The sequence below is a fragment of the Leifsonia sp. L25 genome (genome assembly GCF_050632895.1).
Map to the genome: position 1 here is coordinate 153,572 of NZ_JBODRZ010000003.1, position 26,524 is coordinate 180,095.

A 26,524-nucleotide genomic window follows, 5' to 3' on the forward strand; every position below is an offset into this window, starting at 1 on the left:
GATCAGCCCGCGAGCTGAAGTCGGAGTTCGGTGAGGCGCGACGCGACGCTTCCGTCGATGACGTCGTCGCCGATCTGCACGCGCAGGCCGCCGAGGATCGAAGGGTCGACGACCTCGTTGAGCTTGAGGTCGCCGTACTTCGCGGCGAGGCTCGCGCGGAGCCGCTCGGCCTGCTCGGCCGGGAGCGGCATGGCCGTGATGACGGTGGCGACCGTCTGGCCGTACTGGGCGGCGACGATGCGCGCGGCTTCCCGCAGCGACTCGCGCACGCTGCGGCCACGCGACTGCAGCACGAGCTGGCGCGCGATCGCGACGGTCTGCTTCGAGGCCTTGCCCGCGAGCAGGCGCTCGGCGAGGGCGGCCTTCGCCTCGGGGGCGGCGAGCTTGCTGCGGAGTGCGAGTTCGAGCTGCGCGTCGGAGGTCACGGCGCCTCCGAACGCGAAGAGCTCCCCCGGGATGTCCACGTTGCGCGGCGCCGAGGCGGCGATCGCGCGGATGCCGAGCTCCTCGATCGCGGCCAGCACGTCGTCCTGGCCGGACCAGCGCTCGCCGGCGACGACGGTCAGCAGCTCGACCGCGGGGGCCGAGAGCGACGCGAAGACGCGCTGGACCAGCGCAGCCTTGCCGTCGGCGGGCGCCGACGGGTCGCTGAGGACCGCGCGGAGCTGGGCGGAGTCGGCGACGACTCGTCCTGCGGCGAACAGGTCTTCAGCCGTCGCCAGATCGGCCTTGGACCCGAGCCCGGCGAGCGCCTGGACGGATCGGGCCAGTGCTTCTCTGGAGGCGCTTCCCATCAGTTGCTCGACCCTGCCTTCTGGGCGTCGCTGGACTCGAGGTCGGCCAGGAACCGGTCGACGATCGCCTGGGCCTTCTTGTCGTCGGTGAGCACCTCGCCGACCACGCCGGACGCGAGGTCGATCGCGAGCGAGCCGACTTCGCCGCGGAGCGAGACGAGTGCGCCCTGGCGCTCCGCCTCGATCTGGGCCTGGGCGGCGGCGGTCACCCGCGCGGCCTCCGCCGTGGCGTTGTCCTTGGCCTCCGCGACGATCTTCTGACCGTCGGTGCGGGCCGTCTCGCGGATCTTGGCCGCCTCGGCACGGGCGTCGGCGAGCTGCGCGGTGTACTCCTCGAGCAGCGCCTCGGCCTTGTGCTGAGCCTCGTCGGCCTTCGCGATGTTGCCCTCGATCGCCTCGGCACGCTCATCCAGGAGCTTGCGCATGCGCGGGAGGACCAGCCTCCAGAAGAACACCAGGATGACGATGAAGCAGATCACCGACCCGATGATGTCGGGCCACGCCGGGATGATCGGGTTGTGCTCCGCCGCGGCGGCAATGACCACACCGTTGAGCATCTTTCCTCCTTATAAGGGTGGGATAAAGAGGATTAGACGAAGATGAAGCCGACGGCGATACCGATGAAGGCGAGCGCCTCGGTGAACGCGATACCGATGTACATCAGGACCTGGAGGCGGCCGGCCAGCTCAGGCTGACGGGCGACGCCCTCGATGGTCTTGCCGACGACGAAACCGACGCCGATGGCCGGGCCGATGGCGGCGAGGCCGTATCCAACGGTGGCAATGTTGCCGGAGATAGCAGCGATGTCCACGTTATGTGTTTCCTTCCGTGATGGCGTTCCGTGCGGGCGCGCGGAACGTTATTAGTGTTCCTCGGCGACTGCGAGCTGAATGTAGACAGCCGTGAGCAGTGCGAAGACGTAAGCCTGGAGGACGGCCACCAGGATTTCGAACAGGGAGAATGCGAAACCGAAGGCGAAGGTGACCACGCCGAAGAGCGACCACAGTCCGCTCAGGTTGAAGATGAAGAAGGCCGTTCCGGTGAAGAACAGCACCAGCAGCAGGTGGCCGACGACCATGTTCATCAGGAGTCGGAGGGTCAGCGTGATCGGGCGCAGGATGAACGTCGAGACGAACTCGATCGGGGTCACCAGGATGTAGAGGAACCACGGGACGCCGGGCGGGAAGAGCGCGTTGCGGAAAAAGTTCTTCGGGCTCTTCTTGACGCCCGCGTAGATGAAGGCGATATACGCAACGATGGCCAGGACCAGCGGCGTGCCGATGATCGCGGTGCCCGCGATGTTCAGGAACGGGATGATGCCCGTGATGTTGAAGAACAGCACCATGAAGAAGATGCTGGTCAGCAGCGGCAGGAACCGGCGGCCGTCCTTCCTGCCGAGCAGGTCTTCCGAGATGTTGACGCGGACGAAGTCCAGGCCCATCTCGACCACCGACTGGAACCGTCCGGGGACGACCTTCATCTTGCGGGTGCCGAGCCAGAAGATCAGCAAGAGGGCGACGGTCGAGATGAGCCGCACCAGGGTGATGCGGTTGAACTCGAGTCCTGCGATGGTGAACAGAGTCGGGGGAAGAACTCATCGATCGAGGGCCCCTGGAAGCTTCCTCCATCGGAGCTTGCGGCCTGGACCAGCAGGTTCACAGCGTTAGCTAACAGCGCTATCTCCTGTTTCGGGGCGTCGAGCTGAAAGCTCTCGCGACGACGAACGGTGGACACCCGACATTCGCGCTCCGGTGGTGCCTGGGCGCGTCGGGTGGGGAATCTCTGACAACTCTACAAGAGTTTTCAACCCGTAACGAATCGGATACGGCTCAGCGTTTGTCCCCCGGCAGCGTGACGTCGCTGACGTAGGTCATGCGAGACCGGAAGACCACGATCATGTCGACCACGAGCGACCCGATCACGCCCGCGATCAGGCTCAGGAACAGCACCACGGGATTGATCCACGGCTGGTCGCGCAGCAGCAGCGCGAGCACGATGAACAGTACGAACTTGACGATCCAGCCGCCGAGGACGATGCCGAAGAACAGCCCCACGAAGAGGTCGGAGCCGATGAAGCGATTGGCGATCAGAATGCTGAGCGCGGTGATGCTGAGGAACACGGCGGCCATGATCGTGCCGATGAGCGCGCTGGTGACGCCGACCCAGCCGGCGAAGATGCCGCCGAGCACCATCCCGACGACGGCGATGACCGCGGCGAGGATGAATCCGTACTTGAGGACGTCCTTCAGCACGGGCGTCGACGTCGGCTGCTGCGGTACCTTCGGGGTGTCGTCCGGCCGCGGGGCGGGGGCTCCGTCCTGATGGTCGGTCATCGGTTCTCCTTGGGGTGGGGTCGCCGGGCTCGCCCGGCGGGATGGTGACGGGAATGTGCTCGCTCGCGACGTCGAGGGCGTCGTACTTCGCGGTCTCCTCGGCCTCTTTGCTGCCCGCGGGGGCGAGCTCGGCTGCGGCTTCGTTCAGCTTGCGGCGGCTGAGCGGCGCGAGGGTGATCGCGGTGCAGATCACGAGGCCGATCGCGACGAAGACGATGGCCATCCAGTACGGGTCGAAGAAGAACAGGAGGCAGCCGATCGAGAGCACTGCTGTCCATGCGTAGAAGATCAGGACGGCGTGCAGGTGCGAGTGGCCCATGTCCAGCAGCCGGTGGTGCAGGTGCTTGCGGTCGGCGCTGAACGGCGACTTGCCCGCGCGCAGGCGCCGCAACACCGCCAGGCCGAAATCGAGCAGCGGGATGACGAGCACCGCGAACGGGATGGTGACCGGGATGAACGCGGGCACCAGCGACGACTTGCCGAGCGTCTGCAGCGCCTCCGGGTTGATCGTGCCGGTGACGGAGATCGCCGAGGTGGCCATCAGCAGGCCGATCAGCAGCGCTCCGGCGTCGCCCATGAACATCTTGGCCGGGTGCCAATTGAGCGGCAGGAAGCCCGCGCACGCGCCCACCAGGATGGCCGCGATGACACCGGCGAGGCTGAAGTAGTTCTGCGGGCTGATGTCGCGCTGCAGCAGGTAGGTGTAGACGAGGAACGTGCCGTTGGCGATGAGCGCGACGCCGGCGACCAGCCCGTCCAGCCCGTCGATGAAGTTGATGGCGTTCATCACGAGCACGATTGCGAACAGGGTGATCACGATGCTCATCACCGGCGAGCCGATGGTGAGTCCGCCGATCGGCAGCGAGTAGATCTGCACGCCTAGCCAGGCGACGATCCCGGCCGCGACGAACTGTCCGGCGAGCTTGGTCATCCAGTCGAGGTCCCAGAGGTCGTCCGCGACGCCGAGCACGACGATGAGCAGGGCGGCACCCAGGATCGCGAGGATGGGACCGGCGTCCGAGAAGATCAGCGAGAGCACGCCGAACTGGCTGGACAGCAGCCACGAGACGCCGAACGCCACCAGGATCCCGAGGAACATCGCGACGCCGCCGAGCCGCGGCGTCGGCCGGGTGTGGACGTCGCGCTCCCGGATCTTCGGGTAGAGCCTGAAGCGCATCGCCACCCGGTAGACCACCAGGGACATCCCGAACGTGATGACGGCCGAGATGAGCGCGAGAGCGAGGAAGAGGGTCACGGCTCAGGTGTCCGCGGCGGTGTCGGCGACGGCCTCTGCGTCGCCGGCCGAGTCCGCGGCCTCCTCGTCGGAGTCGTCGGCGAGCGCGTCGCCCACGACCTCGCGGAGCTGCCCGGCTGTGATGACGCCGTGACGGAGGATGCGGAGCTTGCCCGCGCCGGCGGCCAGCGCGGTCGCGTCGACGATGGTGGAGGAGGAGTCCTTGCCCTCGACACGCTCGTACGCGGTGCCGGCCTCTCCCCCGTCGAGGTAGATCGACACGGACTCGCCCAGCATGGCCTCCGCCTCCGCGGCGGTGCGGGCGGCCGGGCGACCGGTGAGGTTGGCGGACGAGACGGCCAGCGGACCGGTCTCGGACAGGATCTCCAGGGCGATCCGGTCCTGCGGCATGCGCAGCGCGACGGTGCCCTTGGTCTCGCCGAGGTCCCAGGCCAGGGAGGGCGCGGCGGGCAGGACGATGGTGAGGCCGCCCGGCCAGAACGCCTGCACCAGCGCGTCGACCTCGGCGGGGACGTGCTCGGCCAGCGCGGCGAGCGTGGGGATGCCGGGCACCAGCACCGGGGGCGGCGACTGCCGGCCGCGTCCCTTGGCGTCGAGGAGCCGCTGCACCGCGGCCGGGCTGAAGGCGTCGGCGGCGACGCCGTAGACGGTGTCGGTGGGGATCACGACGAGTTCGCCGCGGCCGATCGCCCCACGGGCGAGGCGCATGCCGGTGAGCAGTTCGGAGTCGACGGAGCAATCGTAGATGGGAGCCATGACGGCACCCATGATAGTTGAGCCGACGCAAGGTTCTCTGCGACAGCGCCCCGCGCGGGACGATACTGGTGACGATGGACGTCTACTTCTTCGACTGCGACAAGACCCTGTACGACTACGACTTCCACAAACGGCTCCCCCGCCTCGCCGAGCTGAGCGGTGTGAGCCAGTACCGGCTCGCGTCGAGCTGGTGGGCGGGCGGCCACGAGCGCGCCGCCGAGATCGGCGAGTACGCCACGAGCGAGGAGTACCTCGCCGCGTTCGCGGAGGTGACAGGAGGCCGCCTCACGCTGGAGCAGTGGCAGGAGGCCAGGAAGGCCGCGATGACGCGGATCGACGGGTCGGTCGAGGCGCTGCGCGCCGCCGCCGGCCTGGGCACGGTGTCGCTGCTGTCGAACAACCCGATCCCGTTCAAGGACTCGCTGCCCGTTCTGATGCCGGATGTCGCGAACATCCTGGGGAGCAACGATCTGGTCTCCGCGGTGCTCGGCGCCCGCAAGCCCGAGCGCCGCGTCTACACGCGGGCGCTCGGGCGGTTCGGGGCGCGGCCGGAGGACGCCATCCTGTTCGACGACTCGCTCGCCAACGTGGAGGGCGCGCGTGAGGCCGGGATGCACGCCTACCACTTCACCCGCGGGGAGGACGGCACGTTCGACACCGACGGGATGCTCGCGGCCGTCCGCGCCTTCGCCGAGCGCTGAGGCGCCGCGCGGCGCGACGCCCAGCCACCCCGCATTCGGCACGAATGTCGCGAATCGCCGCGTCAAACCCGCCATTCGTCACGAATGTGTCGGCCCGGCGAGACTCGCATTCGGCACGAAGGTCGCGAATCGCCGCGCCAGAGTGCACCTTCGGCACGAATCGCGGCGCCTACTTGAGTGCGGTGGTGGCGCGGTCGCGGGTGGTGAGGTCGGGATGCGTCGCGGCGGCGCGCCAGCCGTCGGCCGCCAGCAGCGCGCGGATCTCGGCGCCCTGCAGCTCGCCGTGCTCGAGTACGAGCGTGCCGCCCGGGCGGAGCAGCCTGCGTGCGACGGTCGAGATGACGCGCACGACGTCCAGCCCGTCGGCGCCGCCGTAGAGGGCCACGGCCGGGTCGAACAGCCGAACCTCCGGGTCGCGCGGGATCGCCTCGTCCGGCACGTACGGCGGGTTGGAGATGACGACATCCACTGCGCCGTCCAGCTCCGGGAGGGCGTCGGCGAGGTCTCCGAGCACGGCCTGGAGGTTGGTCGCGCCGACCGACTCGACGTTACGGCGGGTCCAGGCGAACGCCTCCGGGGACTTCTCCACCGCATAGACGCGGGCGTGCGGCACCTCCGTCGCCATCGCGAGCGCGATCGCTCCGCTGCCGGTCCCGAGGTCGACGCCGACCGGCTCGGCCGACGGCACCGCCCGGAGCGCGTCGATCGCGAACTGGACCACCTGCTCGGTCTCCGGCCTCGGCACGAACACGCCGGGGCCGACCGCCAGCTCCAGCGAGCGGAAGGGCGCCGCGCCGGTGATGTGCTGGAGGGGCTCGCGCGTGGCCCGGCGGGCGGCGAGCTCGCGGACCCGGCGGGAGTCGTCCGCGTCGATCGTGGCGTCCATGACCACCAGGGCCTGCACGCGCCCGCGCCCGACGCCGAGCACGAAACCGACGAGAAGGTCGGCGTCCACCTCCGGGTCGGGCACCCCCGCCTGCGCCAGGACGGCGACCGTCTCGTCGCGGAGGGAGCGGACGGTGGAGGGCGCGGCGTCAGACATGGCCCGATGAGCTTACCGTCACAGGACGTCACCGAGGCTCCGGGCGGAATAGAGTGGACCCCATGCCAGCACAGGTCTACGAGAACATCACCGAAACCGTCGGACGCACTCCCCTCGTCAAGCTGAACAGGCTCGCCGCCGACACCGGCGCGACCGTCCTGGCGAAGCTCGAGTTCTTCAACCCCGCCGCCAGCGTCAAGGACCGGATCGGCGTCGCCATCATCGATGCCGCCGAGAAGTCCGGTGCGCTCCGCCCGGGCGGGATCATCGTGGAGGGCACCAGCGGCAACACCGGCATCGCGCTCGCGATGGTCGGCGCTGCCCGCGGCTACAAGGTCATCCTGACCATGCCCGAGACGATGAGCAAGGAGCGCCGCGTGCTGTTGCGCGCGTTCGGCGCCGAGATCGTCCTCACCCCGGGCCCCGAAGGCATGCGCGGCGCCGTGGAGGCCGCCAAGAAGATCGTCGCCGAGAACGACAACGCCATCTGGGCGCAGCAGTTCGCCAACGAGGCCAACCCCGCCATCCACCGCGCCACCACCGCCGAGGAGATCTGGGCGGACACCGACGGCGGCGTCGACATCTTCATCTCCGGCGTCGGCACCGGCGGCACCATCACCGGCGTCGGCCAGGTGCTCAAGGAGCGCAAGCCCGAGGTGCAGGTCATCGCGGTCGAGCCCGTCGACTCCCCCATCCTCAACGGCGGCAAGCCCGGCCCGCACAAGATCCAGGGCCTCGGCGCCAACTTCGTCCCGGAGATCCTGGACACGAGTGTCTACGACGAGGTCATCGATGTCTCGTTCGACGACTCCATCGCCGTGGCCAAGCAGCTCGCCTCCGAGGAGGGCATCCTCGCCGGCATCTCCTCCGGCGCGATCGTCTGGGCCGCGCTTCAGGTGGCGGCCCGGCCGGAGAACGCCGGCAAGACCATCGTCGCGATCGTCTGCGACACCGGCGAACGGTACATCTCGACGGCCCTCTGGGCGGACCTGCTGGACTGACGGCGTGGCCCTGTTCCGGGCGCGCGAGGACATCCGCAACGCGCGCATGCACGACCCCGCCGCGCGCGGAGGCGCCGAGGTGGCGCTGGTCTACTCCGGCCTGCACGCCGTGTGGTCGTACCGGGTCGCCAACCGGCTCTGGCGGGCCGGGCTCCGGATGCCCGCGCGGATGCTCTCCCAGTTCACGCGCTTCCTGACCGGCATCGAGATCCACCCCGGCGCCCGCATCGGCCGCCGCTTCTTCATCGACCACGGGATGGGCGTCGTCATCGGCGAGACCACCTGGATCGGCGACGACGTGATGCTGTACCACGGTGTCACCCTCGGCGGCCGCGGCAGCGGGCACGGCAAACGCCACCCGACCATCCACGATCACGTGACGGTCGGCGCGGGCGCGAAGGTGCTGGGCGCGATCGAGATCGGCACGCGCACGGTCATCGGCGCGAACGCGGTCGTCGTGCACGACGCGCCACCGGACTCGGTACTCACCGGCGTCCCGGCCCGCGCGCGCCCGCGCTCCGGTCACGAGCAGATCGCCGGCGACGACTGGCTCGACCCCGCCCTCTACATCTGACCAGCCATCTGTTCCTCACTTTCTCCCGCGAAACACCGCGTGTCGGCGGAAGAAACTGAGGAACAGATGGCTGCTGGGGTCAGTCTTGGGCTAGGTCGGCCAGCCGGGCCTCTTCGTCGGCGAGGATGTTGGACTCGATGACCGGGTCCAGGGCGCCGTTCATGACGGAGTCGAGGTTGTAGGCCTTGTAGCCGGTGCGGTGATCCGCGATCCGGTTCTCCGGGAAGTTGTACGTGCGGATGCGTTCGGAGCGGTCCATCGTGCGGATCTGGCCCTTGCGGAACTCGGCGGCCTCGGCGTCCGCCTCCTCCTGCTGCTTGGCGAGCAGGCGTGCCCGCAGCACGCGCATCGCGGCCTCGCGGTTCTGGAGCTGGCTCTTCTCGTTCTGCATCGAGACCACGATGCCGGTCGGCACGTGGGTGATGCGCACGGCGGAGTCCGTCGTGTTGACCGACTGACCGCCGGGGCCGGACGACCGGAAGACGTCGATCTTGAGGTCGTTGGGGTTGATGTCCACCTCTTCGGGCTCGTCGACCTCCGGGAAGACCAGCACACCCGCGGCGGAGGTGTGGATGCGGCCCTGCGACTCGGTCGCCGGCACGCGCTGCACGCGGTGCACGCCGCCCTCGTACTTCAGGTGCGCCCACACGCCCTCGGCCGGATCGCTGGAGTTGCCCTTGAAGGCGACCTGGACGTCCTTCACGCCGCCGAGGTCGCTGGAGGTCTGCTCGATGATCTCGGCCTTCCAGCGCTTGGAGTCCGCGTAGTGCAGGTACATGCGCAGAAGGTCGCCCGCGAAGAGCGCGGACTCGGCCCCGCCCTCCCCCATCTTGATCTCCATGATGACGTCGCGGCTGTCGTTGGGGTCACGCGGGATCAGCAGGCGGCGCAGCTTCTCGCCGGACTCCTCCAGGCTCTGCTCCAGTCCCGGGATCTCCTCGGCGAACGCCTCGTCCTCGGCGGCCAGCTCGCGGGCGGCCTCCAGATCGTCCGAGAGCTGCTTCCACTGGTTGTACGAGGCGACGATGCGCGACAGCTCGGCGTAGCGGCGGTTCACCTTCTTGGAGCGGACCGGGTCGCTGTGCAGCTCGGGGTCGGAGAGCTGCTGCTGGAGGTCGTCGTGCTCGGCGATGAGGCCGTTGACCGACTCGAACATGCGTGACTTCTTTCTGGAGGCGTCGGCTGGGAACGAGAAAGCGCCCGCCCCCGTGCACAGGGCACGGCGGACGGGCGCTTCGTCAGCTAGCGGTGGTCGTTCTCGTGGCCGTGCGAGTGGGCGGTGCCGTGACCGTTCGTGGGCTGCGGCATCGACTTCTGCACCTGCATGAGGAACTCGACGTTGCTCGAGGTCTCCTTGAGGCGGCCGAGGACGATCTCCAGGGCCTGCTGCTGGTCGAGGCCGGCGAGGGCGCGACGCAGCTTCCAGGTGATCTTGACCTCGTCCTGACCCATCAGCATCTCCTCGCGGCGGGTGCCGGAGGCGTTGACGTCGACGGCCGGGAAGATGCGCTTGTCGGCGAGCTGGCGGGAGAGGCGGAGCTCCATGTTGCCGGTGCCCTTGAACTCCTCGAAGATCACCTCGTCCATCTTGGAGCCGGTCTCGACCAGCGCCGAGGCGAGGATGGTCAGCGAGCCGCCGTGCTCGATGTTGCGCGCGGCGCCGAAGAAGCGCTTCGGCGGGTACAGCGCCGAGGCGTCGACACCACCGGACAGGATGCGGCCGGAGGCCGGAGCCGTCAGGTTGTAGGCGCGGCCGAGGCGGGTGATCGAGTCGAGCAGCACGACCACGTCGTGGCCGAGCTCGACCAGTCGCTTGGCGCGCTCGATCGCGAGCTCCGCGACGGTGGTGTGGTCCTCCGCCGGACGGTCGAAGGTGGAGGCGATGACCTCACCCTTGACCGTGCGCTGCATGTCGGTGACCTCCTCGGGACGCTCGTCCACCAGGACGACCATGAGGTGCACCTCGGGGTTGTTGGTGGTGATCGCGTTGGCGATCTGCTGCATCACGATGGTCTTGCCGGCCTTCGGCGGCGCGACGATGAGGCCGCGCTGGCCCTTGCCGATCGGGGCCACCAGGTCGATGATCCGCTGGGTGACCTTGCCCGGCTCGGTCTCGAGCCGCAGGCGCTCCTGCGGGTACAGAGGGGTGAGCTTGCCGAACTCGACGCGGGTCGCGGCCTCCTCGATGCTCTGGCCGTTGATCGAGTCGACCTTCACCAGCGCGTTGTACTTCTGGCGGCTGTTGTTGTCGCCCTCGCGCGGCTGGCGGATGGCGCCGACGACGGCGTCGCCCTTGCGGAGGCTGTACTTCTTGACCTGGCCGAGCGAGACGTAGACGTCGCTGGCGCCCGGGAGGTAGCCCGTGGTGCGGACGAACGCGTAGTTGTCCAGCACGTCGAGGATGCCCGCGACGGGGATCAGTACGTCGTCATCGGCGATCTCCGGCTCGAGGTCGTCGCCGCCGGGGCCGCCACGGCGCTTGCGGTTGCGGTCACGGAAGCGGCCGGCGCGGTCGCCCTCGGCCTGCTGCTGCTGCGGGCCGCGGTTCTGCTGGCCGCCCTGCTGGCCGTCGCCCTGGAGGTCCTTCGGCTGGTTCTGCTGACCCTGCTGGTTCTGCTGACCCTGCTGGTTCTGCTGACCCTGCTGGTTCTGACCCTGCTGGTTCTGGCCCTGCTGATTCTGCTGACCCTGGTCGCCGTTCTGGCCGTTGCCCTTGTTGCGGTTGCGGTTGCGGCGGCTGCGGCCGGAGGGCTGCTGCTCGCCGCCCTGCTCGGCGGCCTCACCCTGCTGGTCGCCGCCCTGCTCGCCGCGGGCCTGCTCGGCCTGCGCGGGCGCCTCGGCCGACTGCTCGTCGGCCTCCTGGCCCTGGACGTTCTGCTGGCCCTGGCCGTTCTGGCCGCGGCCGCGGCGACGGCGTCCGCCGGCCTGGCCGTCGCGCTGCGCCTGCTCGCGGGAGGCGAGCGCGGAGTCGAGCAGAGCGTCGACGTCCGGGATGAGCGACTCGACACCGGTCTCGCCGGTGTTGACGTGGGTGGCCGCGCCGACACTGGTCGACGGGGCGATGCCCGTGCCGTCCGGGCTGGAGACACGGCGCGAGCCGCGGCGACGCGGCTCGGTGGCGACCTGGCCCAGGAGAGCGTCGCCGCCGACGGGCTCGCCGGCGATCGACGGGTCCGTCACGGGCTCGGCGATGAGCGGCTCGATGAGCACCTGGGAGGCCGCGGTCGCGTGGTCCGCCTGTTGCTCGGTCTCGGCCGGGACCGTCTCGATGGAGACGGGCTCTGCCGCTTCCGACTCGGCGGGCACCTCGGTTCCGGCGGCCGCGGCGCGAGCCGTCGCGATCGCCTCGACCAGCTCGCCCTTGCGGAGCCGGGTCGCGCCCTGGAGGCCGAGCTCGGCGGCGAGAGCCTGGAGCTCCGCCACCTTGAGCGAGGTCAGGTCGCTGGTGTCCACGCCCCCGGCGTGGAGTTCGACATCAGTCACTGAAGAGGATTCCTTTCCCCCGGCGCGCACTCTGCGCGCCGCTGTGGAGCACTCGTCACGTGAACCTGTCTTACCGTGCTGCGTTCTGATCCGCGCTACGGTGCGCTCTGGAGACCCGGATGCTCCGGATATCCGAAAAGCGCAGGCAGGAGTGACGGCATGATTGCTAAGAGATCACCCGGAAGCTGGATTCGCTCGTGACGCGGGTTCTTCACGGGTGCACTCGTTAGTTTACCACCTTGCGACACGCGTCTCGGACGCTACGCCGCCGGTGTGTCCGCCTCGTCGGCGGCCACCGGAGCCACCGTCGCACCCTTGAAATCGACCGCGAGCATCAGCGGCTGCCAGGCCGTCTGCGCCTCGCGGGCGACGAGCTCCGCGGCGGCGAGCCGCTGGCTCGGGTCGCTGCACAGGACCAGGATGGACGGCCCCGCTCCCGAGACCACGGCGGCGAAGCCGGCGGACCGCAGCAGCGTGATCAACCGGTCGGTCTCCGGCATTGCGGAGGCGCGGTAGCTCTGGTGGAGCTTGTCCTCCGTCGCCGCGTGCAGCAGCTCGGGGCTCTGGATCAGCGCGGCGACCAGCAGTGCCGAGCGCGAGACGTTGAAGACGGCGTCCTCGTGGGGCACCGACTGCGGCTGGAGGCTGCGGGCGAGCGCGGTCGACATGACGTGCTCCGGAACGAGCACCAGCGGAGACACGCCGCGGTGCACGATCAGCTTCTTGAACCGCGGGCCCTCCGGGGTGACCCAGGCGATCGTGAGTCCGCCGAAGAGCGCAGGGGCGACGTTGTCGGGGTGGCCTTCCATGTCGTTGGCGAGGGCCAGCAGCTCCTGCGCGTCGAACTCGACCACGCCCTCCAGAAGGCCCTTGGCGGCCATGATGCCGGAGACGATCGCGGCACCGGACGAGCCGAGGCCACGGCCGTGCGGGATGTTGTTGCGCGCGAACAGGTTCAGGCCCGGCAGCGCGACGCCGACCGACTCGAACGTGTGGGCGATCGCCCGCACGACGAGGTTGCTCTCGTCGGTCGGGACCTCCCCTGCTCCGACGCCGACGACCTCCACGGTCGCGCCCGGCTCGTCGCGCACGCTGACCCGCAGCTCGTCGTAGAGGGCGAGCGAGAGCCCGAGGGTGTCGAAGCCGGGACCGAGGTTGGCGCTCGTCGCCGGGACCTTGACCGCGACCGTGCGCCCGCGCAGGTCGACGGCGCGCAAGGTCATGCGGACGCCCCGGCGGTCGGGACCAGGCCGAGCACGTCGGCGATCGCGTTGGTGTCGACCGGCACGCTCGTGGGCTGCACGTCGGAGCCGTCGGCGGTGCGGAGGGCCCACTGCGGGTCCTTCAGGCCGTGGCCGGTGACGGTGAGCACGACGGTGGCGCCGGCGGGGATGACACCGGCGGCCGAGCGCTCCAGGAGGCCGGCGACGCTGATCGCGCTCGCGGGCTCCACGAAGATGCCGACCTCGGCGGAGAGGATGCGGTGCGCCTCCAGGATGCCGGCGTCGTCGATCGCGCCGAAGTAGCCCTCGCTGTCGTCCCGCGCGTTGAGCGCGAGCTCCCACGACGCAGGGTTGCCGATGCGGATGGCGGTGGCGATGGTGTCGGGATCCTTGACGGCGTGGCCGAGCACGATCGGGGCGCTGCCCGCGGCCTGGAAGCCGAACATGCGCGGGAGCTTGGTGGTCTCGCCGCGCTGCAGCTCCTCGGTGTAGCCGCGGTGGTACGCGGTGTAGTTCCCGGCGTTGCCGACCGGGACGATGTGGAAGTCGGGCGCGTCGCCCAAGACCTCGACGACCTCGAACGCGGCGGTCTTCTGCCCCTCGATGCGGTCGGGGTTCACCGAGTTGACCAGGTGCACCGGGTAGTTGGTGGCCAGGTCGCGGGCGATGTCGAGACAGTCGTCGAAGTTGCCCTGCACCTGGAGGAGCTGCGCGTTGTGCGCGATCGCCTGGCTGAGCTTGCCCATCGCGATCTTGCCCTCCGGCACCAGCACGACGGCCTGGATTCCGGCGTGCGTGGCGTAGGCCGCGGCCGAGGCGGAGGTGTTGCCGGTGGAGGCGCAGATGACGGCCTTCGCACCGTGCTCGACGGCCTTGGAGATGGCCATCGTCATGCCGCGGTCCTTGAACGACCCGGTCGGGTTCATGCCCTCGAACTTCACGAAGACGTTCGCACCGGTGCGGGCGGAGAGCGCCGGGGCGGGGAGGAGCGGCGTGCCGCCCTCGCCGAGCGTCACGATCGGAGTCGCCTCGGAGATGTTCAGGCGGTCCGCGTACTCGCGGAGAACGCCGCGCCACTGCCGGCTGTACGACTTCGGCCCATTCGACGACTGGGGCATTACGATCCTTCGACTCGGAGAACGGAAGAGACGGCGGTGACCACGTCGCTCGCGGCGAGCGCCTCCACGGTGGCCGCCAGCGCGGCCTCCTCGGCTTCGTGGGTGCCGATCACCAGGGTAGCGGTGGGGGCGGTCGCGCCGTGAATCGGAGCCACACTCTGCAATGGAGACCGCCCGGAAATGACGACGGCGCCCGTGGTGCTCGGCACGGACTGCTGCACCGTCTCCACGCTCACCCCGCCGTCGCTCAGGATGCGGGCGACCGTGGCGAGCACGCCCGGCTGGTCCGCCACCGACAGGGTGATCTGGTAGCGCGTGACGACGCGGCCGACGTCCAGCACCGGGAGACCGGCGTGGGTCGACTCCGCGACGCCCGGGCCGCCCACGACGTGGCGGCGCGCGGCGGACACGACATCGCCGAGCACGGCCGAAGCCGTCTCCACGCCGCCGGCGCCCGCGCCGTAGAACATGAGGTCCCCGGCGGCCTCGGCCTGGACGAAGACCGCGTTGTGTGCGCCGCGCACGGCGGCGAGCGGGTGCTCCCTGCTGATCAGGGCCGGGTAGACGCGGGCGGAGACGCCCTCCTCGCCGGTCTCCGGGTCGACCAGCCGCTCGCAGATCGCCAGCAGCTTGATGACCCAGCCGCCCGCGCGGGCCGCCTCGACCTGCTCGCGGGTGACGGAGGTGATGCCCTCCCGGTAGACCTGCTCCAGTGGAACGGTGGTGTGGAAGGCGAGGCTCGCGAGGATCGCGGCCTTCTGCGCCGCGTCGTAGCCGCCGATGTCCGCGGTCGGGTCGGCCTCCGCGTAGCCGCGCTCGGTGGCGGTCGCGAGGGCGTCGGCGAGGGTCTCCCCGTCGCGTCCATCCGGTCGAGGATGAAGTTGGTCGTGCCGTTGACGATGCCGAGGATGCGCGAGACCGTGTCGCCTGCGAGGCTGTCGCGCAGCGGCCGGATGATCGGGATGGCGCCCGCGACGGCCGCCTCGTAGTAGAGCTGGGCGCCGACCTGCTCTGCGGCGTCGAACAGCTCGGGACCGTGGGTGGCGAGCAGCGCCTTGTTGGCCGTGATGACGTCGGCGCCGGAGTTCAGCGCCTCGAGGACGTAGCCGCGGGCCGGCTCGACGCCGCCCATCAGCTCCACGACGATGTCGGCCCCGAGGATGAGCGAGGTGACGTCGGTGGTGAACAGCTCCTTCGGGAGGTCGACGTCGCGCGGAGCGTCCACGTCGCGCACGGCGATGCCGACCAGCTCCAGCCGTGCGCCGACGCGCGAGGCGAACTCGTCGCCCTGCTCCAGCAGCAGCCGCGCCACCTGGGAGCCGACGGAGCCGGCGCCCAGCAGCGCGACCCGGAGATTGCGGTATTCGATCATCGGCGGGTGCTCCCGTCTTCGTACGCGGCGTCGCGTGCCAGCAGATCCGCCTCGGTCTCGCCGCGCACGATGATGCGGGCCGCGCCGTCCTTCACGGCGACGACCGGGGGCGGCCGAGGTAGTTGTAGTTGCTGGCCAGCGACCAGCAGTAGGCCCCCGTCGCGGGGACGGCGAGGAGGTCGCCGGGGGCGACGTCGCCGGGCAGGTACTCCGCGTCCACGACGATGTCGCCGCTCTCGCAGTGCTTGCCCGCGACGCGTACGAGCGCGGGCGCGGCGGCGGACTCGCGGCCGGCGATCCGGGCAGAGTAGTCGGCGCCGTAGAGCGCAGGACGGGCATTGTCGCTCATCCCGCCGTCCACGCTCACGTAGCGGCGCACCGCGGTCTCGCCGTCGTCCTGCGCGGCGACCGTGACGTCCTTGGTCGTGCCGACCGTGTAGAGGGTCAGGCCGGCGGTGCCGACGATCGACCGGCCGGGCTCGAACGCCACGGCGGGGATGGGGATGTCGAGGTCTTCGCAGCCGGCGGCGACGGTCTCCGCGATGCTGCGCGCGAGCGCTTCGATCGGCGCCGGGTCGTCGGCCGCGGTGTACGCGATCCCGAACCCGCCGCCGAGGTTGAGCTCTGGCACGTCGCCGCCGGCGAGCAGCTCCTTGTGGACGCTGAGGAGGCGCGCGGCCGACTCGGCGAAGCCGTCGGCCCCGAAGATCTGCGAGCCGATGTGGCAGTGCAGGCCGAGGAAGGCGAGCCCGGCGTGCGAGCGGATCCGCGCGACGGCGTCCGCGGCGTCGGCCAGGGCGATGCCGAACTTCTGGTCCTCGTGCGCAGTGGCCAGAAAGGCGTGCGTGTGCGCGTGCACGCCGCTGTTCACGCGAAGGCGCACTCGCTGGACGACGCCGTGACGCTCGGCGGCATCGGCGACGCGCTCGATCTCCTGGAGGCTGTCGATGATGATCGCGCCGACGCCCTCCGCGACTGCGCGGTCGATCTCGGCGAGCGACTTGTTGTTGCCGTGGAACCCGAGCCGCTCGGCCGGGACGCCCGCGGCGAGAGCGACCGCGAGCTCGCCACCCGAGCAGACATCGATGTTCAGGCCCGACTCGGTCATCCAGCGCGCGACCTCGATGGAGAGGAACGCCTTGCCCGCGTAGTAGACGCGGGCGGCGGAGCCGACCTCGGCGAACGCGCGCTGCAGCGCCGAGCGGACCTCGACGGCGCGCTGGCGCGCCTCGGCCTCGTCGACGACGTAGAGCGGGGTGCCGAAGCGCTCGGCGAGTTCGGCGACGGGGACGCCGCCGACGACGATCGCGCCGTCCTCTCGGTGGACGGTGCGCGACCAGAGACCGGGGAGCAGCGCGTTCGCGTCGCCGGGCTCGATCAGCCACGGGGGCGCGAGCGGATTCAATGCCATGGGGACAACCTCACGAGTACGGATATCAAGCACGACGAGTGGGGTTCTCTCTGGCGAGCGGACCCGGATTGGCCCCTGAAGCCGGTGGAGAAGTGCAAGAAGTCTATCGAGCGCACGCCCGCCGCTTCGCCGTGTTACGAGCAGGTGCCCTTGCTGTGCAGGAACTTCTCGTCCATCACGAAGTCCGACGCGGTCAGGGTGACGGTGGCGCGATTCGGTGTGACGTGGATGTCGCTGACCTGCACGCCCGCGGGGAGGTACTGCGCGGCGCACAGCGGGTACGGACCGCTGGCCGTCAGCGCCTGGATCAGCTTGGTGATGCTCACGTTGCCCGACCCGGCGGAGACGCTGGCTTTGCCCGGCGTGAGCAGGACGGTGCTCCCGTTCGCCTTGGCGGTCGCGCTCACCGTGTAGTCCACCGGGAGGCCGAGCAGGTCGATGCTGCCGTCGTAGCCGAGCACGCCGTCGCCCAGGGTGATGTCGCCCTTCGCGCCGGGGATGGTGACGAGCTTGTTCAGCGAGTCCTGCGAGATGCTCAGCGTGCCCGTGGCCGACTGGATGGGCTTGCTGAAGTCCGCCGGCACGCCCGTGGCGTGGATCTTCGCGCTCAGGGGGCGCCGTTGACGGTCGCGTGCGGCGCCACCAGGTCGACGTCGGAGAAACTGCCCTCCAGGAACTGCGCCAGCATCGAGAAGCCGCCGATGTGCACGGTGACGCCGGCCTTCACCGTGTCGGGGAGGTTCTTCTCGATCTCGGCCGCCACCCGCTGCTCCGCGACCGCGCGCGTCACGGCGTCGGCGACCACCAGCAGGAGGACGACGACCACGACCGGGATCACGATCCGCAGGAGGGTCTTCAGCCAGCGCGGGCGGGCGGGCCGTTCGCTACGAGAACTCATGCCGTCACATCCGCTCCGGAGCGGACACCCCCACCAGCGCCAGGCCGTTGCGGACGACCTGGCCGGTCGCGTCGTTCAGCCACAGGCGGGTGCGGTGTGCGTCTGTGACCGGCTCGTCGCCGTGCGGGAGCACACGGGTGGAGCCGTCGCGCACGGCGTACCAGGCGTGGTAGAGCCCGGCCAGCTCCTCGATGTAGCGCGCGACGCGGTGCGGCTCGCGCAGCTCCGCCGCCTGCGCGACGACCCGGGGGAACTCCTGGAGGCCGCCGAGCAGCGCACTCTCGGTCTCGTGCGTCAGCAGCTCCGGTCTGAAGACGCTGCGGTCGACCCCGGACCTGGCCGCGTTCGCCGCCACCGACTGAGTGCGGGCGTGCGCGTACTGCACGTAGTAGACGGGGTTCTCGTTGCTGCGCTTGGTGAGCAGGTCGAGGTCGATGTCGAGCTGCGAGTCGGTGGAGGAGCGCACCAGCGAGTAGCGCGCGGCGTCCACTCCGACCACGTCGACCAGGTCGTCGAGCGTGACGATGGTGCCGGCGCGCTTGGACATCTTGACCGGCTCGCCGTCCTTGACCAGGTTGACCATCTGGCCGATCAGGATCTGGAGGTTGACGTGCGGCTCGTCGCCGAAGGCCTCCACCATCGCCATCAGGCGCCCGATGTAGCCGTGGTGGTCGGCGCCCAGCATGATGATGTTCTGCTCGAAGCCGCGCTCGCGCTTGTCGAGGTAGTAGCCGAGGTCGCCGGAGATGTAGGCGGGCTCGCCGTTCGAGCGCACGATGACGCGGTCGCGGTCGTCGCCGAAGGTCGTGGTGCGCAGCCAGATCGCGCCGTCCGCCTCGAAGATGTGGCCGAGGTCGTCCAGGCGCTCGATCGCGCGCTCGACGGCGCCCGACTCGTGCAGCGAGTCCTCGTGGAAGTAGACGTCGAAGTCGACGCCGAACGCGTGCAGCCGGTCCTTGATCTCCTGGAACATCAGCTCGGTGCCGAGGCTGCGGAAGACCTCCTGCTGCTGTTCGCGCGGCAGGGCGGCCAGGTCGCCGATCTCCGGGTCGGCCGCGGCGCGCGCCGCGACGTCGGCCGCGATCTCGCCGATGTAGGCGCCGCCGTAGCCGTCCTCCGGCGTGGGCTCGCCGAGGTAGGCGGCGAGCAGGCTGCGCGCGAAGCGGTCGATCTGCGAGCCGTGGTCGTTGAAGTAGTACTCGCGGGTGACGTCCGCGCCCTCGGCCTGCAGGATGCGGGCGAGGCTGTCGCCGACGGCCGCCCACCGCGCGCCGCCCAGGTGGATGGGGCCGGTCGGGTTGGCGGAGACGAACTCCAGGTTGACCAGGAGGCCGTCGTAGAGGTCGCCGCGGCCGTACGCGTCGCCGGCCTCCACGATGGTCTGCGCGAGCTTGCCCGCAGCCGCAGCCTCCAGGCGGAAGTTGATGAAGCCGGGGCCGGCCACCTCGGCGGAGGAGACGCCCTCGATGCCGGCGGCGCCCTCGGCGATCTCGCCGGCGAGCTCGCGCGGGTTGGCGCCGAGCCGCTTGGCGAGGCGCATCGCGACGTTGGACGACCAGTCGCCGTGCTCGCGGTTCTTCGGGCGCTCGAGCGGGATGTCCTCCGCCGTGATCGTGAGCTCCGGGATGCTCTCGTCGGCCTCGCGCCGGCGGCTCACCACGGTCGTCACGATGGCGAGCAGAGCGGCTGAGAGGTCATCGGGAGTCATAGAGAAAGAGTCTAACGGCGCGGTGGAGCTGAGAGCGGCGCGGAGCGATGCCGCGACCCCAGCGCCGAGGGAGCCTGCGACCAAGGACCTCCAAGCCAAGCCCTGCTCAGTGCTTGATAGGGTGCGATGCGACACGCACCGGGACGACACGGAAGACGCACAACCGCATGCAGCAGCACACAGCACGGACCCTCGCCGCCCTCGCGATCGCCGCCGCCGCCGTCGCGCTCGTGGGCTGCACGCCTGCCGCGAAGCCGAACGCCGCCGCGTCGTCGTCCGCGCACGCCGGCGGTTCGACGGCCGACCCGGCCGCGAGCGCGACGCCCACTCCGACCCCCACGCTGCCGCCGACACCGGTCACCCTGACCTGCGAGCAGGTCGTGACCGCCGACCAGCTCTACGCGTACAACCCCAACTTCTCGACCGACCCGGCCTACGCCCCGGGCGCCGGGACACTGGAGAAGCAGATCGCGGACTGGAAGGGCGTCACCTGCGCCTGGAAGAACCAGACCAGCGGCGACGTGGTCCAGATCGCCGTGGCGATTCCGCCCGCAGACAGGCTCGAAGGGCTCAAGAACACCGCGATCACCGTGGCCCAGCCGGTCCCCACCTACGGGACGCCGCCGCAGGTGGAGGGCTACTTCAAGCCGGGCAACGCCGGCCAGGTGCAGATCTTCCGCGGGAAATACTGGGTGGTCGCCGAGTCGACCGCGTTCTTCGAGCCGGGCGACGCCGCCCCGCTGATGCAGAGCGTTCTGGGCAATCTGCCCGCGAGCTGAGCCGAGCCCGGCGGCGTCGCGCTGGACGGGCACGGCGCGAAAGGATGCTAGCCTGGACGGGCACTCCTGGCCCCCATAGCTCAGGGGATAGAGCGTCTGCCTCCGGAGCAGAAGGCCGTAGGTTCAAATCCTACTGGGGGCACCGAAAGCCGCAAAGAAGGCCCCTCCCGCAGGAGGGGCCTTCTTTGCTCGGGGCCTTCTGGTTCTGTCATGCGCCGCCGACGGCGTCCCGCAGCGCGAAGACCGCCGGAGGCAACGGCGCCGCGAACAGCGCCGTCCCCGCGCACGCGCCACCCCCGCCCGGCGCGCTCTCGCAGCGGGAGGTCACGGCCCAGACGGAACCGACCCCCGACGAATGCACGCTCTTCAGCCACGGGCCTCCGCTCGCGCCGTGGGTGAAGGCGCACGCGGCACGCGCGTCGGGCGCGTAACTGTTCACGCGGGTCGTCGAGACGACGCAGCGCTGGGCGGTCTGACCGGTGTACGGCGCGAGCACGGGGTACCCCCAGATCTGCGCGTTCGCCTGGACCTGTCCCGCCCCCGCCGTGACGGCGTTGCCGCCCAGCCGGTTCGCGATCTGCTGGCCACCGCTCGGCGCGAGCCGGACGAACGCGTAGTCGTGGTCCCATTTCTTGCTCTGCGTCCACTCCGCGGAGGCGCCCACCGCCGTGCCGGACCAGTAGCCGTGCGCGGACGGGCCGTTCTTCCAGCCCGGAGCGAACAGGAAGTTCCCGTAGTACGCCTTGCCCGGGCCGCCGGGGTGCACGCAGTGCGCGGCAGTGATGACCAGGTTCTTCGTCGCGCTGTCGACGACGGTCGCGGTGCACGAGGTGTCCCCGGTCGGCGTGCGGAAGAACAGCCTGCCGACCGTGAGGTTGACGGGGGTGGTCGAACCCCAGCCCAGCGCCCGCTCTCCGGGCCGAGCCGTCTCCCCCGGGGCGGCAGGGAGCTGGGGCGTCGCCGCCCGCAGCCTCTCCGCCGACCAGTAGCCCTGCGGATCGATAACCGGCTCCGCCGCCGCGGCGGGTACGTAGCCGCCCGCCGCCAGCGCGACCGCCAGCGCGATCGCGCCCAGTCCCCGAGTGAGCGTGCGCATCCTGTTCCCCCTTCCCACCCCTGCGTCCCTTCCGGACGCGACTACGGAGCGGTCGTGTCCTTCGACGCTAGGGCCGGGAGCCGGCGCAGCGCGTCGGCCCGGAGAAGGCTGGGGCTCCGCCGCTGCTCGGTGTCGAGGTCGGTCTCCAGGAGCACGGCGAGGTCGTCCCGTGCGACCTCCGAACCCGGGGCGTACGACTTCAGGGTCACGACCTCGCCCTTGCTCGGGGCGCGCCCCATCCGCGCTCCGGCGACGGCGCCGCCCGCGAGGTTCGCCCGAGATGACCCGCAGTGCGAATTCTTTGCTTCTTTTTCCGTGTTTTCGCGCGGCCGTGCAGGAGTCGCCGCGCCACGTACAATCGTTCGCGGAATGGACTGCTCGTACTTCGACGCCGGCGTGTGCCGCTCGTGCACGCTGATGGGCGTCCCCTACGCCGAGCAGCTCGCCGGCAAGGACCGGCACTCCCGCGAACTCCTGGCGCCGTTCGGCGATGCGGTCTGGCTGCCGCCGGTCGCGAGCGCCGAATCCGGCTACCGCAACAAGGCGAAGATGGTCGTCTCCGGCACCGTCGGCGCGCCGACCATCGGCATCCTGGACGAAGCCGGGCGCGGAGTGGACCTGCGCGAGTGCGGGATCTGCGCGCCGGGCGTCCGTGCCGCGCTGCCCGTACTCGCCGATTTCGTGACCCGCGCGCGGATCGAGCCGTACCGCGTGCCCGACCGCCGCGGCGAGCTCAAGTATGTGCTGGTGACCCTCTCCCCCGACGACGAGCTGATGGTGCGGTTCGTCGTCCGCTCGGAGGAGTCGGTCGGCCGCATCCGCGCGTTGCTGCCCGAGCTGCTGGCCGCGCTGCCGAACGCGCGGGTCGTGACGGTGAACCTCCAGCCGGAGCACAAGGCGGTCGTGGAGGGCGAACGCGAGATCGTGCTGACCGCGGAGTCGTCGCTCGTGATGCGGGTCGGCGGCATTCCGCTGCGGCTGCGCCCGCAGAGCTTCTTCCAGACCAACACCGCCGTCGCCGAGGCGCTGTACGCGCAGGTCGCCGCCTGGGTGGACGACGTGTCGCCGGTGAGCGTGTGGGACCTGTACTGCGGCGTCGGCGGATTCGCCCTGAACGTGGCGGCGCCCGGCCGCCGGGTGGTCGGCGTCGAGACCAGCACGGAGGCCGTGCGCAGCGCCCGCGCGACCGCGTCCGCCGCAGGTCTGCCCCTGGTGGCGTTCCGGCCCGGCGACGCGACCGCGTTCGCGCTCGAGGCGAAGACCGCGCCGGACCTGGTCATCGTCAACCCGCCCCGGCGCGGCATCGGCGCCGAGCTGTCCGGCTGGCTCGAGGGCTCCGGCGTTCCGAGCGTGGTGTATTCGAGCTGCAACCCGAAGAGTCTCGCCCATGACCTGGCGCGGATGCCGTCGTACCGTATCCGCACCGGCCGCGTGCTGGACATGTTCCCGCAGACCGGGCACCAGGAGGTCGCGGTGCTGCTCGAACGCGCCTGAGGCTCGCCGAGAACGGCACGAGGCCCGCGTCCTGCGACGCGGGCCTCGTGTTCAGCGGGCGGACCTCAGCTCGCCGCGGCCTCGCGGCGCGGCAGCTTCCAGTCCGGCCGGGCGAAGTGGCAGGTGTAGCCCCACGGGATGCGCTCCAGGTAGTCCTGGTGCTCGGGCTCGGCCTCCCAGAACGGTCCGGCCGGCTCCACCTCGGTGACGACCTTGCCCGGCCAGAGACCGGAGGCGTCCACGTCGGCGATGGTGTCCTCGGCGACGCGGCGCTGCTCGGGGGTCTCGTAGTAGATCGCCGAGCGGTAGCTGGTGCCGACGTCGTTGCCCTGGCGGTTCTTCGTCGACGGGTCGTGGATCTGGAAGAAGAACTCGAGCAGGTCGCGGTAGCTGACCTTCTCCGGGTCGAACTCGATCTCGATCGCCTCGGCGTGGGTGCCGTGGTTGCGGTAGGTGGCGTTGGGGACGTCGCCACCGGTGTAGCCGACACGGGTGCTCACGACGCCGGGGCGCTTGCGGATGAGGTCCTGCATGCCCCAGAAACATCCTCCGGCCAGGATGGCCTTCTCGGTCGTCATCAGTGGTTCTCCTCGGTGTTCTCGTGCTGGTCGTTCTCGAAAAGGTGGCGGTAGTCGCCGTAGCCCTGCTCGTCCAGCTCGGTGAGCGGAACGAAGCGGAGCGCAGCGGAGTTGATGCAGTATCGCAGGCCGCCGGCCTCGGCGGGCCCGTCGTCGAAAAGATGGCCGAGGTGGCTGTCGCCGTGGGCGGAGCGCACCTCGGTGCGGACCATCCCGTAGGTGCGGTCCCTCTTCTCCACGATGTTGCCGGGCTCCACCGGGACGGTGAAGCTCGGCCAACCCGAGCGGCTGTCGTACTTGTTCACGGACGCGAAGAGCGGCTCGCCCGACACGATGTCGACGTAGAGCCCCGCCTCGTGATTGTTCCAGAACTCGTTGCGGAAGGCGGGCTCGGTGGCCGCCTCCTGAGTGACCGCGTACTGCGCGGGGGTGAGCCGCGCGACCGCGTCCTGGCTCTTGCGGTAGTCCTGTGTCACGTTTCCTCCTGAGTGCGGCGAGCGCTGGCTGCGGCGCCGTCAGTAAGGAGAACAGCGAAGGGCGCGCGGTTGGTCCCGGCATTCCTGTGAGTTTCCTGCGGGCGCTACGCCCGCTCGACGATGCGGTCGATCGCGGCCTCCACCGCCGACCAGTCCTCGACGACCTGCCGCGCGCTCACCCGGAGCCGCCGGTGGCCGAGCTCGGCAAGAGTGGTGTCCCTCAGCCGGTCGCGCTCGAAGGAGTGCGAATCGCTGTGGAAGGCGTACCCGTCGATCTCCAGATACAGTCCGCCGTCGATCCGCATGTCCACCCGGCCGACACCGCGTACGTGCACCTGCTGCTCGACCCTGCGCCCGTGCCGCTCCAATCGCTGCCGGACGACCGACTCGACACCGGAGTCCGAACCCGGGCGCGCGATCGCCGCCCGGTCCCGCGCAGCCTTCGGCAGGTCCTCCAGGATGCGCCGGAGACCGGAGGGGCTGACGTGGCCCGCCGTCAGCGCCGTGTCGAACGCCGCCACCGCCGTCTCCTCATCCGCGCACCGCGCCACCGACCGTAAGCAATCGGCGAGCGACACGCGCCAGAGTTCGGGGTGCTCCTCCACCGGGCGCCAGTGGCACACGAGGCCGGGCGGCGCACGACGCGACTGCGGCGAAAGCGTCACATGTGTGCGCCGATCCGAGCCGGACCAGAGTCCGTAGCTCGCGCAGGCGGAGACGCACGACAGGCGGGCTCCGGCGCGGACGGCCTCCAACGCAACACCGTCGAGGAGCGGCGAGACATAGACGCCGCGCCGCGCGCGTTCCACCGCGCCCACGCGCACCGCGCGCTTCAGGTCTTCGGGCGTCGCACCCGCCATCCGGAGCTGATGGGTGGTGGCCGCGCCGCCGAGCTCTCTGAGCCGATTCGTCCAGGTCATGGAACGATCTTGAGGCGCGGAGGGCCGGAACGCCGGCCGTCCCGCGAATGTGTGGACAACTCACGCAGGAGGGCGATTGGGGTGAACAGGAGACACGACGGGAATCTCCTTCCGAAGGGGGTTCGGAAGGAGGTTCAAGGTGGGTCGCGGGAAATCTTCCTGTTTGCGGGGGCGGGGCGGGGTGGAAGAAGGGGGGCTAGTCGGTGGCGGGGGTGGGGCGGGCTTCGTCGGGGCGGGTGGGATCGGGGACGATGGGGATCGCGTCGGTGAACTGGGAGGCGCGCTGCTCGTTCTCGGGGCTGCCGCCGAAGAGGCGCCCCTCGCCGTCCTGGGCGCTGCGCGCGCGGGAGGTCGGCACCTGGGTCTCCGGGGTCTCCACCAGCTCCACGCGCTTGCGCGGCAGCGCGGCGTCGGAGTAGCGCTGCATCCAGTCGATCAGGCGCTCCCGCACATGGCAGCGGAGGTCGAACAGGGTCGGAGCGTCCTTGCCGGTGACCAGCACGCGCACCCGCACCCAGCCCAGCGTCGCGTCCGTGACCTGGAGGACTCCGGTGCGGCCGTCCCAGAGGTCCGTCGCGGCCAGGATGCGGTTCAGCTCCGCGCGCATCCCCGACGGGGACACCCGCCAATCGAGGTCGAACTCCACCGAACCGAGGAGCTCGCTGTGCTGGCGCGTCCAGTTCTCGAACGGTTTCGTCGTGAAGTAGGTCGACGGCAGCACCAGCCGGCGGTCGTCCCAGATGTGCACCACCACGTACGTGAGGGTGATCTCCTCGATGGTCCCCCACTGCTGCTCGACCACGACCACGTCGTCGAGCCGGATGGCGTCGGAGAAGGCGAGCTGGATGCCGGCGAACAGGTTCGCGAGGCTCGACTGGGCGGCGACACCGGCGATCACACCGATGATCCCCGCCGACGCCAGCAGGCTGGCCCCTGCAGCCTGCAACACCGGGAACGTCAGCAGGATCGCGGCCAACCCGATCACGACGGCCGCGACGACCGTCAGCCTCCGCAGCACCAGCACCTGCGTGCGCATCCGGCGGGCGTACCGGTTGTCCGGCACGTCGACGCGGTAACGTGCGAGCCCGAGGTCCTCGGCGAACACCACCAGCGCCGCGAGGAACCAGGTGCCTGTGGCGATCGCGGCGATCAGGAAGGCGTGCTGGACAACGCCCGCCCAGTCCGGCGGCACCTCCGGCGGCAGCGTCAGGGCCACGGCGATCCACAGCACCATGACCGCCAGGAACAGCCGGAACGGCACCCGCGCGCGCTTCACCAGCAGAGCGGGCCATTGGCGATGGCGGCCGACCCCGCGCAGGATGAGCCCCACGATCGCGGTCACCACCACGGCGGCGACGATGGCGATGATGCAGGCGATCACGAGCGAGGGCCAGGTTCGCAGAGGCACGGCGGGAGGACTCCTTCCCGGTCGGCGGGGTGGACGACCTGCACTGTACCCGGAGCGCACCCCGACCTTAACCTCGCGGCCCCCGGGAGCGTTAGTCTGGGTCG

The 26,524-nt window shown here is 70.4% G+C and carries 21 protein-coding genes, 1 tRNA gene and 5 pseudogenes; 6 read left to right on the plus strand and 21 right to left on the minus strand.

What is annotated here, in order from left to right; translation table 11 throughout:
* Positions 1 to 2: 2 nt before the first annotated feature.
* The 6 genes and pseudogenes from ACRAWC_RS04625 to ACRAWC_RS04650 all read right to left on the minus strand — a co-directional run bounded on the left by ACRAWC_RS04625 (position 3) and on the right by ACRAWC_RS04650 (position 5,138).
* Positions 3 to 794, minus strand: a complete 792-nt coding sequence (locus ACRAWC_RS04625) for a F0F1 ATP synthase subunit delta (RefSeq protein ID WP_431346702.1) — start codon at positions 792 to 794, stop codon at positions 3 to 5.
* Positions 794 to 1,351 (minus strand): F0F1 ATP synthase subunit B, encoded by a 558-nt coding sequence (locus ACRAWC_RS04630; RefSeq protein WP_431346703.1) that lies wholly within the window; start codon positions 1,349 to 1,351, stop codon positions 794 to 796. Before ACRAWC_RS04630 ends, ACRAWC_RS04625 begins: the two co-directional genes overlap by 1 nt.
* A 32-nt stretch (positions 1,352 to 1,383) precedes the next feature.
* Positions 1,384 to 1,605 carry an ATP synthase F0 subunit C gene (gene atpE / locus ACRAWC_RS04635; protein WP_431346704.1) on the minus strand — a complete coding sequence of 74 codons (222 nt, stop codon included), beginning with the start codon at positions 1,603 to 1,605 and terminating at the stop codon, positions 1,384 to 1,386.
* 51 nt (positions 1,606 to 1,656) lie between these two features.
* Positions 1,657 to 2,453 (minus strand): annotated as a pseudogene (atpB, locus tag ACRAWC_RS04640) (F0F1 ATP synthase subunit A).
* Between the two features lie 684 nt (positions 2,454 to 3,137).
* Positions 3,138 to 4,382: pseudogene (locus tag ACRAWC_RS04645) on the minus strand (MraY family glycosyltransferase); the annotation flags it as partial.
* 3 nt (positions 4,383 to 4,385) lie between these two features.
* Entirely contained in the window at positions 4,386 to 5,138 is a 753-nt protein-coding gene (locus ACRAWC_RS04650; RefSeq protein ID WP_431346705.1) for an L-threonylcarbamoyladenylate synthase, read from the minus strand.
* Between the two features lie 74 nt (positions 5,139 to 5,212).
* Here ACRAWC_RS04650 and ACRAWC_RS04655 point away from each other — a divergent pair, with 74 nt between their 5' ends.
* Positions 5,213 to 5,839 (plus strand): HAD-IA family hydrolase, encoded by a 627-nt coding sequence (locus tag ACRAWC_RS04655; protein WP_431349362.1) that lies wholly within the window; start codon positions 5,213 to 5,215, stop codon positions 5,837 to 5,839.
* A 169-nt stretch (positions 5,840 to 6,008) separates the two neighbouring features.
* Here ACRAWC_RS04655 and prmC read toward each other — a convergent pair whose 3' ends face one another.
* Entirely contained in the window at positions 6,009 to 6,881 is an 873-nt protein-coding gene (gene prmC, locus ACRAWC_RS04660; RefSeq protein ID WP_431346706.1) for a peptide chain release factor N(5)-glutamine methyltransferase, read from the minus strand.
* 62 nt (positions 6,882 to 6,943) lie between these two features.
* On the opposite strand from prmC, the gene cysK reads away from it, so the two are divergent.
* Positions 6,944 to 7,882, plus strand: coding sequence for a cysteine synthase A (gene cysK / locus ACRAWC_RS04665; RefSeq protein WP_431346707.1), 939 nt, complete (start codon positions 6,944 to 6,946; stop codon positions 7,880 to 7,882).
* Positions 7,883 to 7,886: 4 nt separating this feature from the next.
* The gene (gene epsC / locus ACRAWC_RS04670; RefSeq protein WP_431346708.1) at positions 7,887 to 8,456 is read left to right on the plus strand and encodes a serine O-acetyltransferase EpsC; all 570 of its coding nucleotides are present in this window, start codon (positions 7,887 to 7,889) and stop codon (positions 8,454 to 8,456) included.
* Positions 8,457 to 8,535: 79 nt separating this feature from the next.
* On the opposite strand, the gene prfA is transcribed toward epsC, so the two are convergent.
* The 8 genes and pseudogenes from prfA to argS form a co-directional block, all read right to left on the minus strand.
* Positions 8,536 to 9,612, minus strand: a complete 1,077-nt coding sequence (gene prfA / locus ACRAWC_RS04675; RefSeq protein WP_431346709.1) for a peptide chain release factor 1 — start codon at positions 9,610 to 9,612, stop codon at positions 8,536 to 8,538.
* Positions 9,613 to 9,698: 86 nt separating this feature from the next.
* A complete protein-coding gene (rho, locus tag ACRAWC_RS04680) occupies positions 9,699 to 11,939 on the minus strand; it encodes a transcription termination factor Rho (protein ID WP_431346710.1) in 2,241 nt (746 codons plus the stop codon).
* A gap of 260 nt (positions 11,940 to 12,199) precedes the next feature.
* Positions 12,200 to 13,162, minus strand: a complete 963-nt coding sequence (gene thrB / locus ACRAWC_RS04685) for a homoserine kinase (RefSeq protein WP_431346711.1) — start codon at positions 13,160 to 13,162, stop codon at positions 12,200 to 12,202.
* A complete protein-coding gene (thrC, locus tag ACRAWC_RS04690; protein ID WP_431346712.1) occupies positions 13,159 to 14,280 on the minus strand; it encodes a threonine synthase in 1,122 nt (373 codons plus the stop codon). Before thrC ends, thrB begins: the two co-directional genes overlap by 4 nt.
* Positions 14,280 to 15,652, minus strand: a pseudogene (locus ACRAWC_RS04695) (homoserine dehydrogenase). Before ACRAWC_RS04695 ends, thrC begins: the two are co-directional and overlap by 1 nt.
* Positions 15,649 to 17,063: pseudogene (gene lysA, locus ACRAWC_RS04700) on the minus strand (diaminopimelate decarboxylase). Before lysA ends, ACRAWC_RS04695 begins: the two co-directional pseudogenes overlap by 4 nt.
* Positions 17,064 to 17,197: 134 nt before the next feature.
* Positions 17,198 to 17,961 (minus strand): annotated as a pseudogene (locus ACRAWC_RS04705) (LmeA family phospholipid-binding protein).
* 4 nt (positions 17,962 to 17,965) lie between these two features.
* Entirely contained in the window at positions 17,966 to 19,669 is a 1,704-nt protein-coding gene (argS, locus tag ACRAWC_RS04710) for an arginine--tRNA ligase (RefSeq protein ID WP_431346713.1), read from the minus strand.
* A gap of 167 nt (positions 19,670 to 19,836) precedes the next feature.
* On the opposite strand from argS, the gene ACRAWC_RS04715 reads away from it, so the two are divergent.
* Positions 19,837 to 20,448, plus strand: a complete 612-nt coding sequence (locus ACRAWC_RS04715; RefSeq protein ID WP_431346714.1) for an iron ABC transporter ATP-binding protein — start codon at positions 19,837 to 19,839, stop codon at positions 20,446 to 20,448.
* 69 nt (positions 20,449 to 20,517) lie between these two features.
* Positions 20,518 to 20,590, plus strand: a tRNA-Arg gene (locus ACRAWC_RS04720).
* A 66-nt stretch (positions 20,591 to 20,656) separates the two neighbouring features.
* Here ACRAWC_RS04720 and ACRAWC_RS04725 read toward each other — a convergent pair.
* The gene (locus ACRAWC_RS04725) at positions 20,657 to 21,544 is read right to left on the minus strand and encodes a trypsin-like serine peptidase (RefSeq protein WP_431346715.1); all 888 of its coding nucleotides are present in this window, start codon (positions 21,542 to 21,544) and stop codon (positions 20,657 to 20,659) included.
* A gap of 41 nt (positions 21,545 to 21,585) precedes the next feature.
* A complete protein-coding gene (locus ACRAWC_RS04730; protein WP_431346716.1) occupies positions 21,586 to 21,783 on the minus strand; it encodes a hypothetical protein in 198 nt (65 codons plus the stop codon).
* 130 nt (positions 21,784 to 21,913) lie between these two features.
* On the opposite strand from ACRAWC_RS04730, the gene rlmC reads away from it, so the two are divergent.
* A complete protein-coding gene (rlmC, locus tag ACRAWC_RS04735; RefSeq protein ID WP_431346717.1) occupies positions 21,914 to 23,038 on the plus strand; it encodes a 23S rRNA (uracil(747)-C(5))-methyltransferase RlmC in 1,125 nt (374 codons plus the stop codon).
* Positions 23,039 to 23,103: 65 nt separating this feature from the next.
* On the opposite strand, the gene msrA is transcribed toward rlmC, so the two are convergent.
* The 4 genes from msrA to ACRAWC_RS04755 all read right to left on the minus strand — a co-directional run bounded on the left by msrA (position 23,104) and on the right by ACRAWC_RS04755 (position 26,420).
* A complete protein-coding gene (gene msrA, locus ACRAWC_RS04740; RefSeq protein WP_431346718.1) occupies positions 23,104 to 23,616 on the minus strand; it encodes a peptide-methionine (S)-S-oxide reductase MsrA in 513 nt (170 codons plus the stop codon).
* Complete coding sequence (gene msrB / locus ACRAWC_RS04745; protein ID WP_431346719.1) at positions 23,616 to 24,092, minus strand: peptide-methionine (R)-S-oxide reductase MsrB; 477 nt, start codon at positions 24,090 to 24,092, stop codon at positions 23,616 to 23,618. The genes msrA and msrB overlap by 1 nt, the downstream gene beginning before the upstream one ends.
* 104 nt (positions 24,093 to 24,196) lie before the next feature.
* The gene (locus ACRAWC_RS04750) at positions 24,197 to 25,012 is read right to left on the minus strand and encodes a type IV toxin-antitoxin system AbiEi family antitoxin domain-containing protein (protein ID WP_431346720.1); all 816 of its coding nucleotides are present in this window, start codon (positions 25,010 to 25,012) and stop codon (positions 24,197 to 24,199) included.
* Between the two features lie 196 nt (positions 25,013 to 25,208).
* Positions 25,209 to 26,420: a mechanosensitive ion channel family protein gene (locus ACRAWC_RS04755; protein WP_431346721.1), complete on the minus strand. Its 1,212-nt coding sequence runs from the start codon at positions 26,418 to 26,420 to the stop codon at positions 25,209 to 25,211.
* Positions 26,421 to 26,524: the final 104 nt, after the last annotated feature.

Coding starts and splice junctions, on each gene's coding strand:
- ACRAWC_RS04625 (WP_431346702.1), bottom strand. CDS start 794: ATGGGAAGCGCCTCCAGAGAAGCACTGGCCCGATCCGTCCAGGCGCTC.
- ACRAWC_RS04630 (WP_431346703.1), bottom strand. CDS start 1,351: ATGCTCAACGGTGTGGTCATTGCCGCCGCGGCGGAGCACAACCCGATC.
- ACRAWC_RS04650 (WP_431346705.1), bottom strand. CDS start 5,138: ATGGCTCCCATCTACGATTGCTCCGTCGACTCCGAACTGCTCACCGGC.
- ACRAWC_RS04655 (WP_431349362.1), top strand. CDS start 5,213: ATGGACGTCTACTTCTTCGACTGCGACAAGACCCTGTACGACTACGAC.
- prmC (WP_431346706.1), bottom strand. CDS start 6,881: ATGTCTGACGCCGCGCCCTCCACCGTCCGCTCCCTCCGCGACGAGACG.
- cysK (WP_431346707.1), top strand. CDS start 6,944: ATGCCAGCACAGGTCTACGAGAACATCACCGAAACCGTCGGACGCACT.
- prfA (WP_431346709.1), bottom strand. CDS start 9,612: ATGTTCGAGTCGGTCAACGGCCTCATCGCCGAGCACGACGACCTCCAG.
- thrB (WP_431346711.1), bottom strand. CDS start 13,162: ATGACCTTGCGCGCCGTCGACCTGCGCGGGCGCACGGTCGCGGTCAAG.
- thrC (WP_431346712.1), bottom strand. CDS start 14,280: ATGCCCCAGTCGTCGAATGGGCCGAAGTCGTACAGCCGGCAGTGGCGC.
- argS (WP_431346713.1), bottom strand. CDS start 19,669: ATGACTCCCGATGACCTCTCAGCCGCTCTGCTCGCCATCGTGACGACC.
- ACRAWC_RS04715 (WP_431346714.1), top strand. CDS start 19,837: ATGCAGCAGCACACAGCACGGACCCTCGCCGCCCTCGCGATCGCCGCC.
- ACRAWC_RS04725 (WP_431346715.1), bottom strand. CDS start 21,544: ATGCGCACGCTCACTCGGGGACTGGGCGCGATCGCGCTGGCGGTCGCG.
- ACRAWC_RS04730 (WP_431346716.1), bottom strand. CDS start 21,783: ATGGGGCGCGCCCCGAGCAAGGGCGAGGTCGTGACCCTGAAGTCGTAC.
- rlmC (WP_431346717.1), top strand. CDS start 21,914: ATGGACTGCTCGTACTTCGACGCCGGCGTGTGCCGCTCGTGCACGCTG.
- msrA (WP_431346718.1), bottom strand. CDS start 23,616: ATGACGACCGAGAAGGCCATCCTGGCCGGAGGATGTTTCTGGGGCATG.
- ACRAWC_RS04750 (WP_431346720.1), bottom strand. CDS start 25,012: ATGACCTGGACGAATCGGCTCAGAGAGCTCGGCGGCGCGGCCACCACC.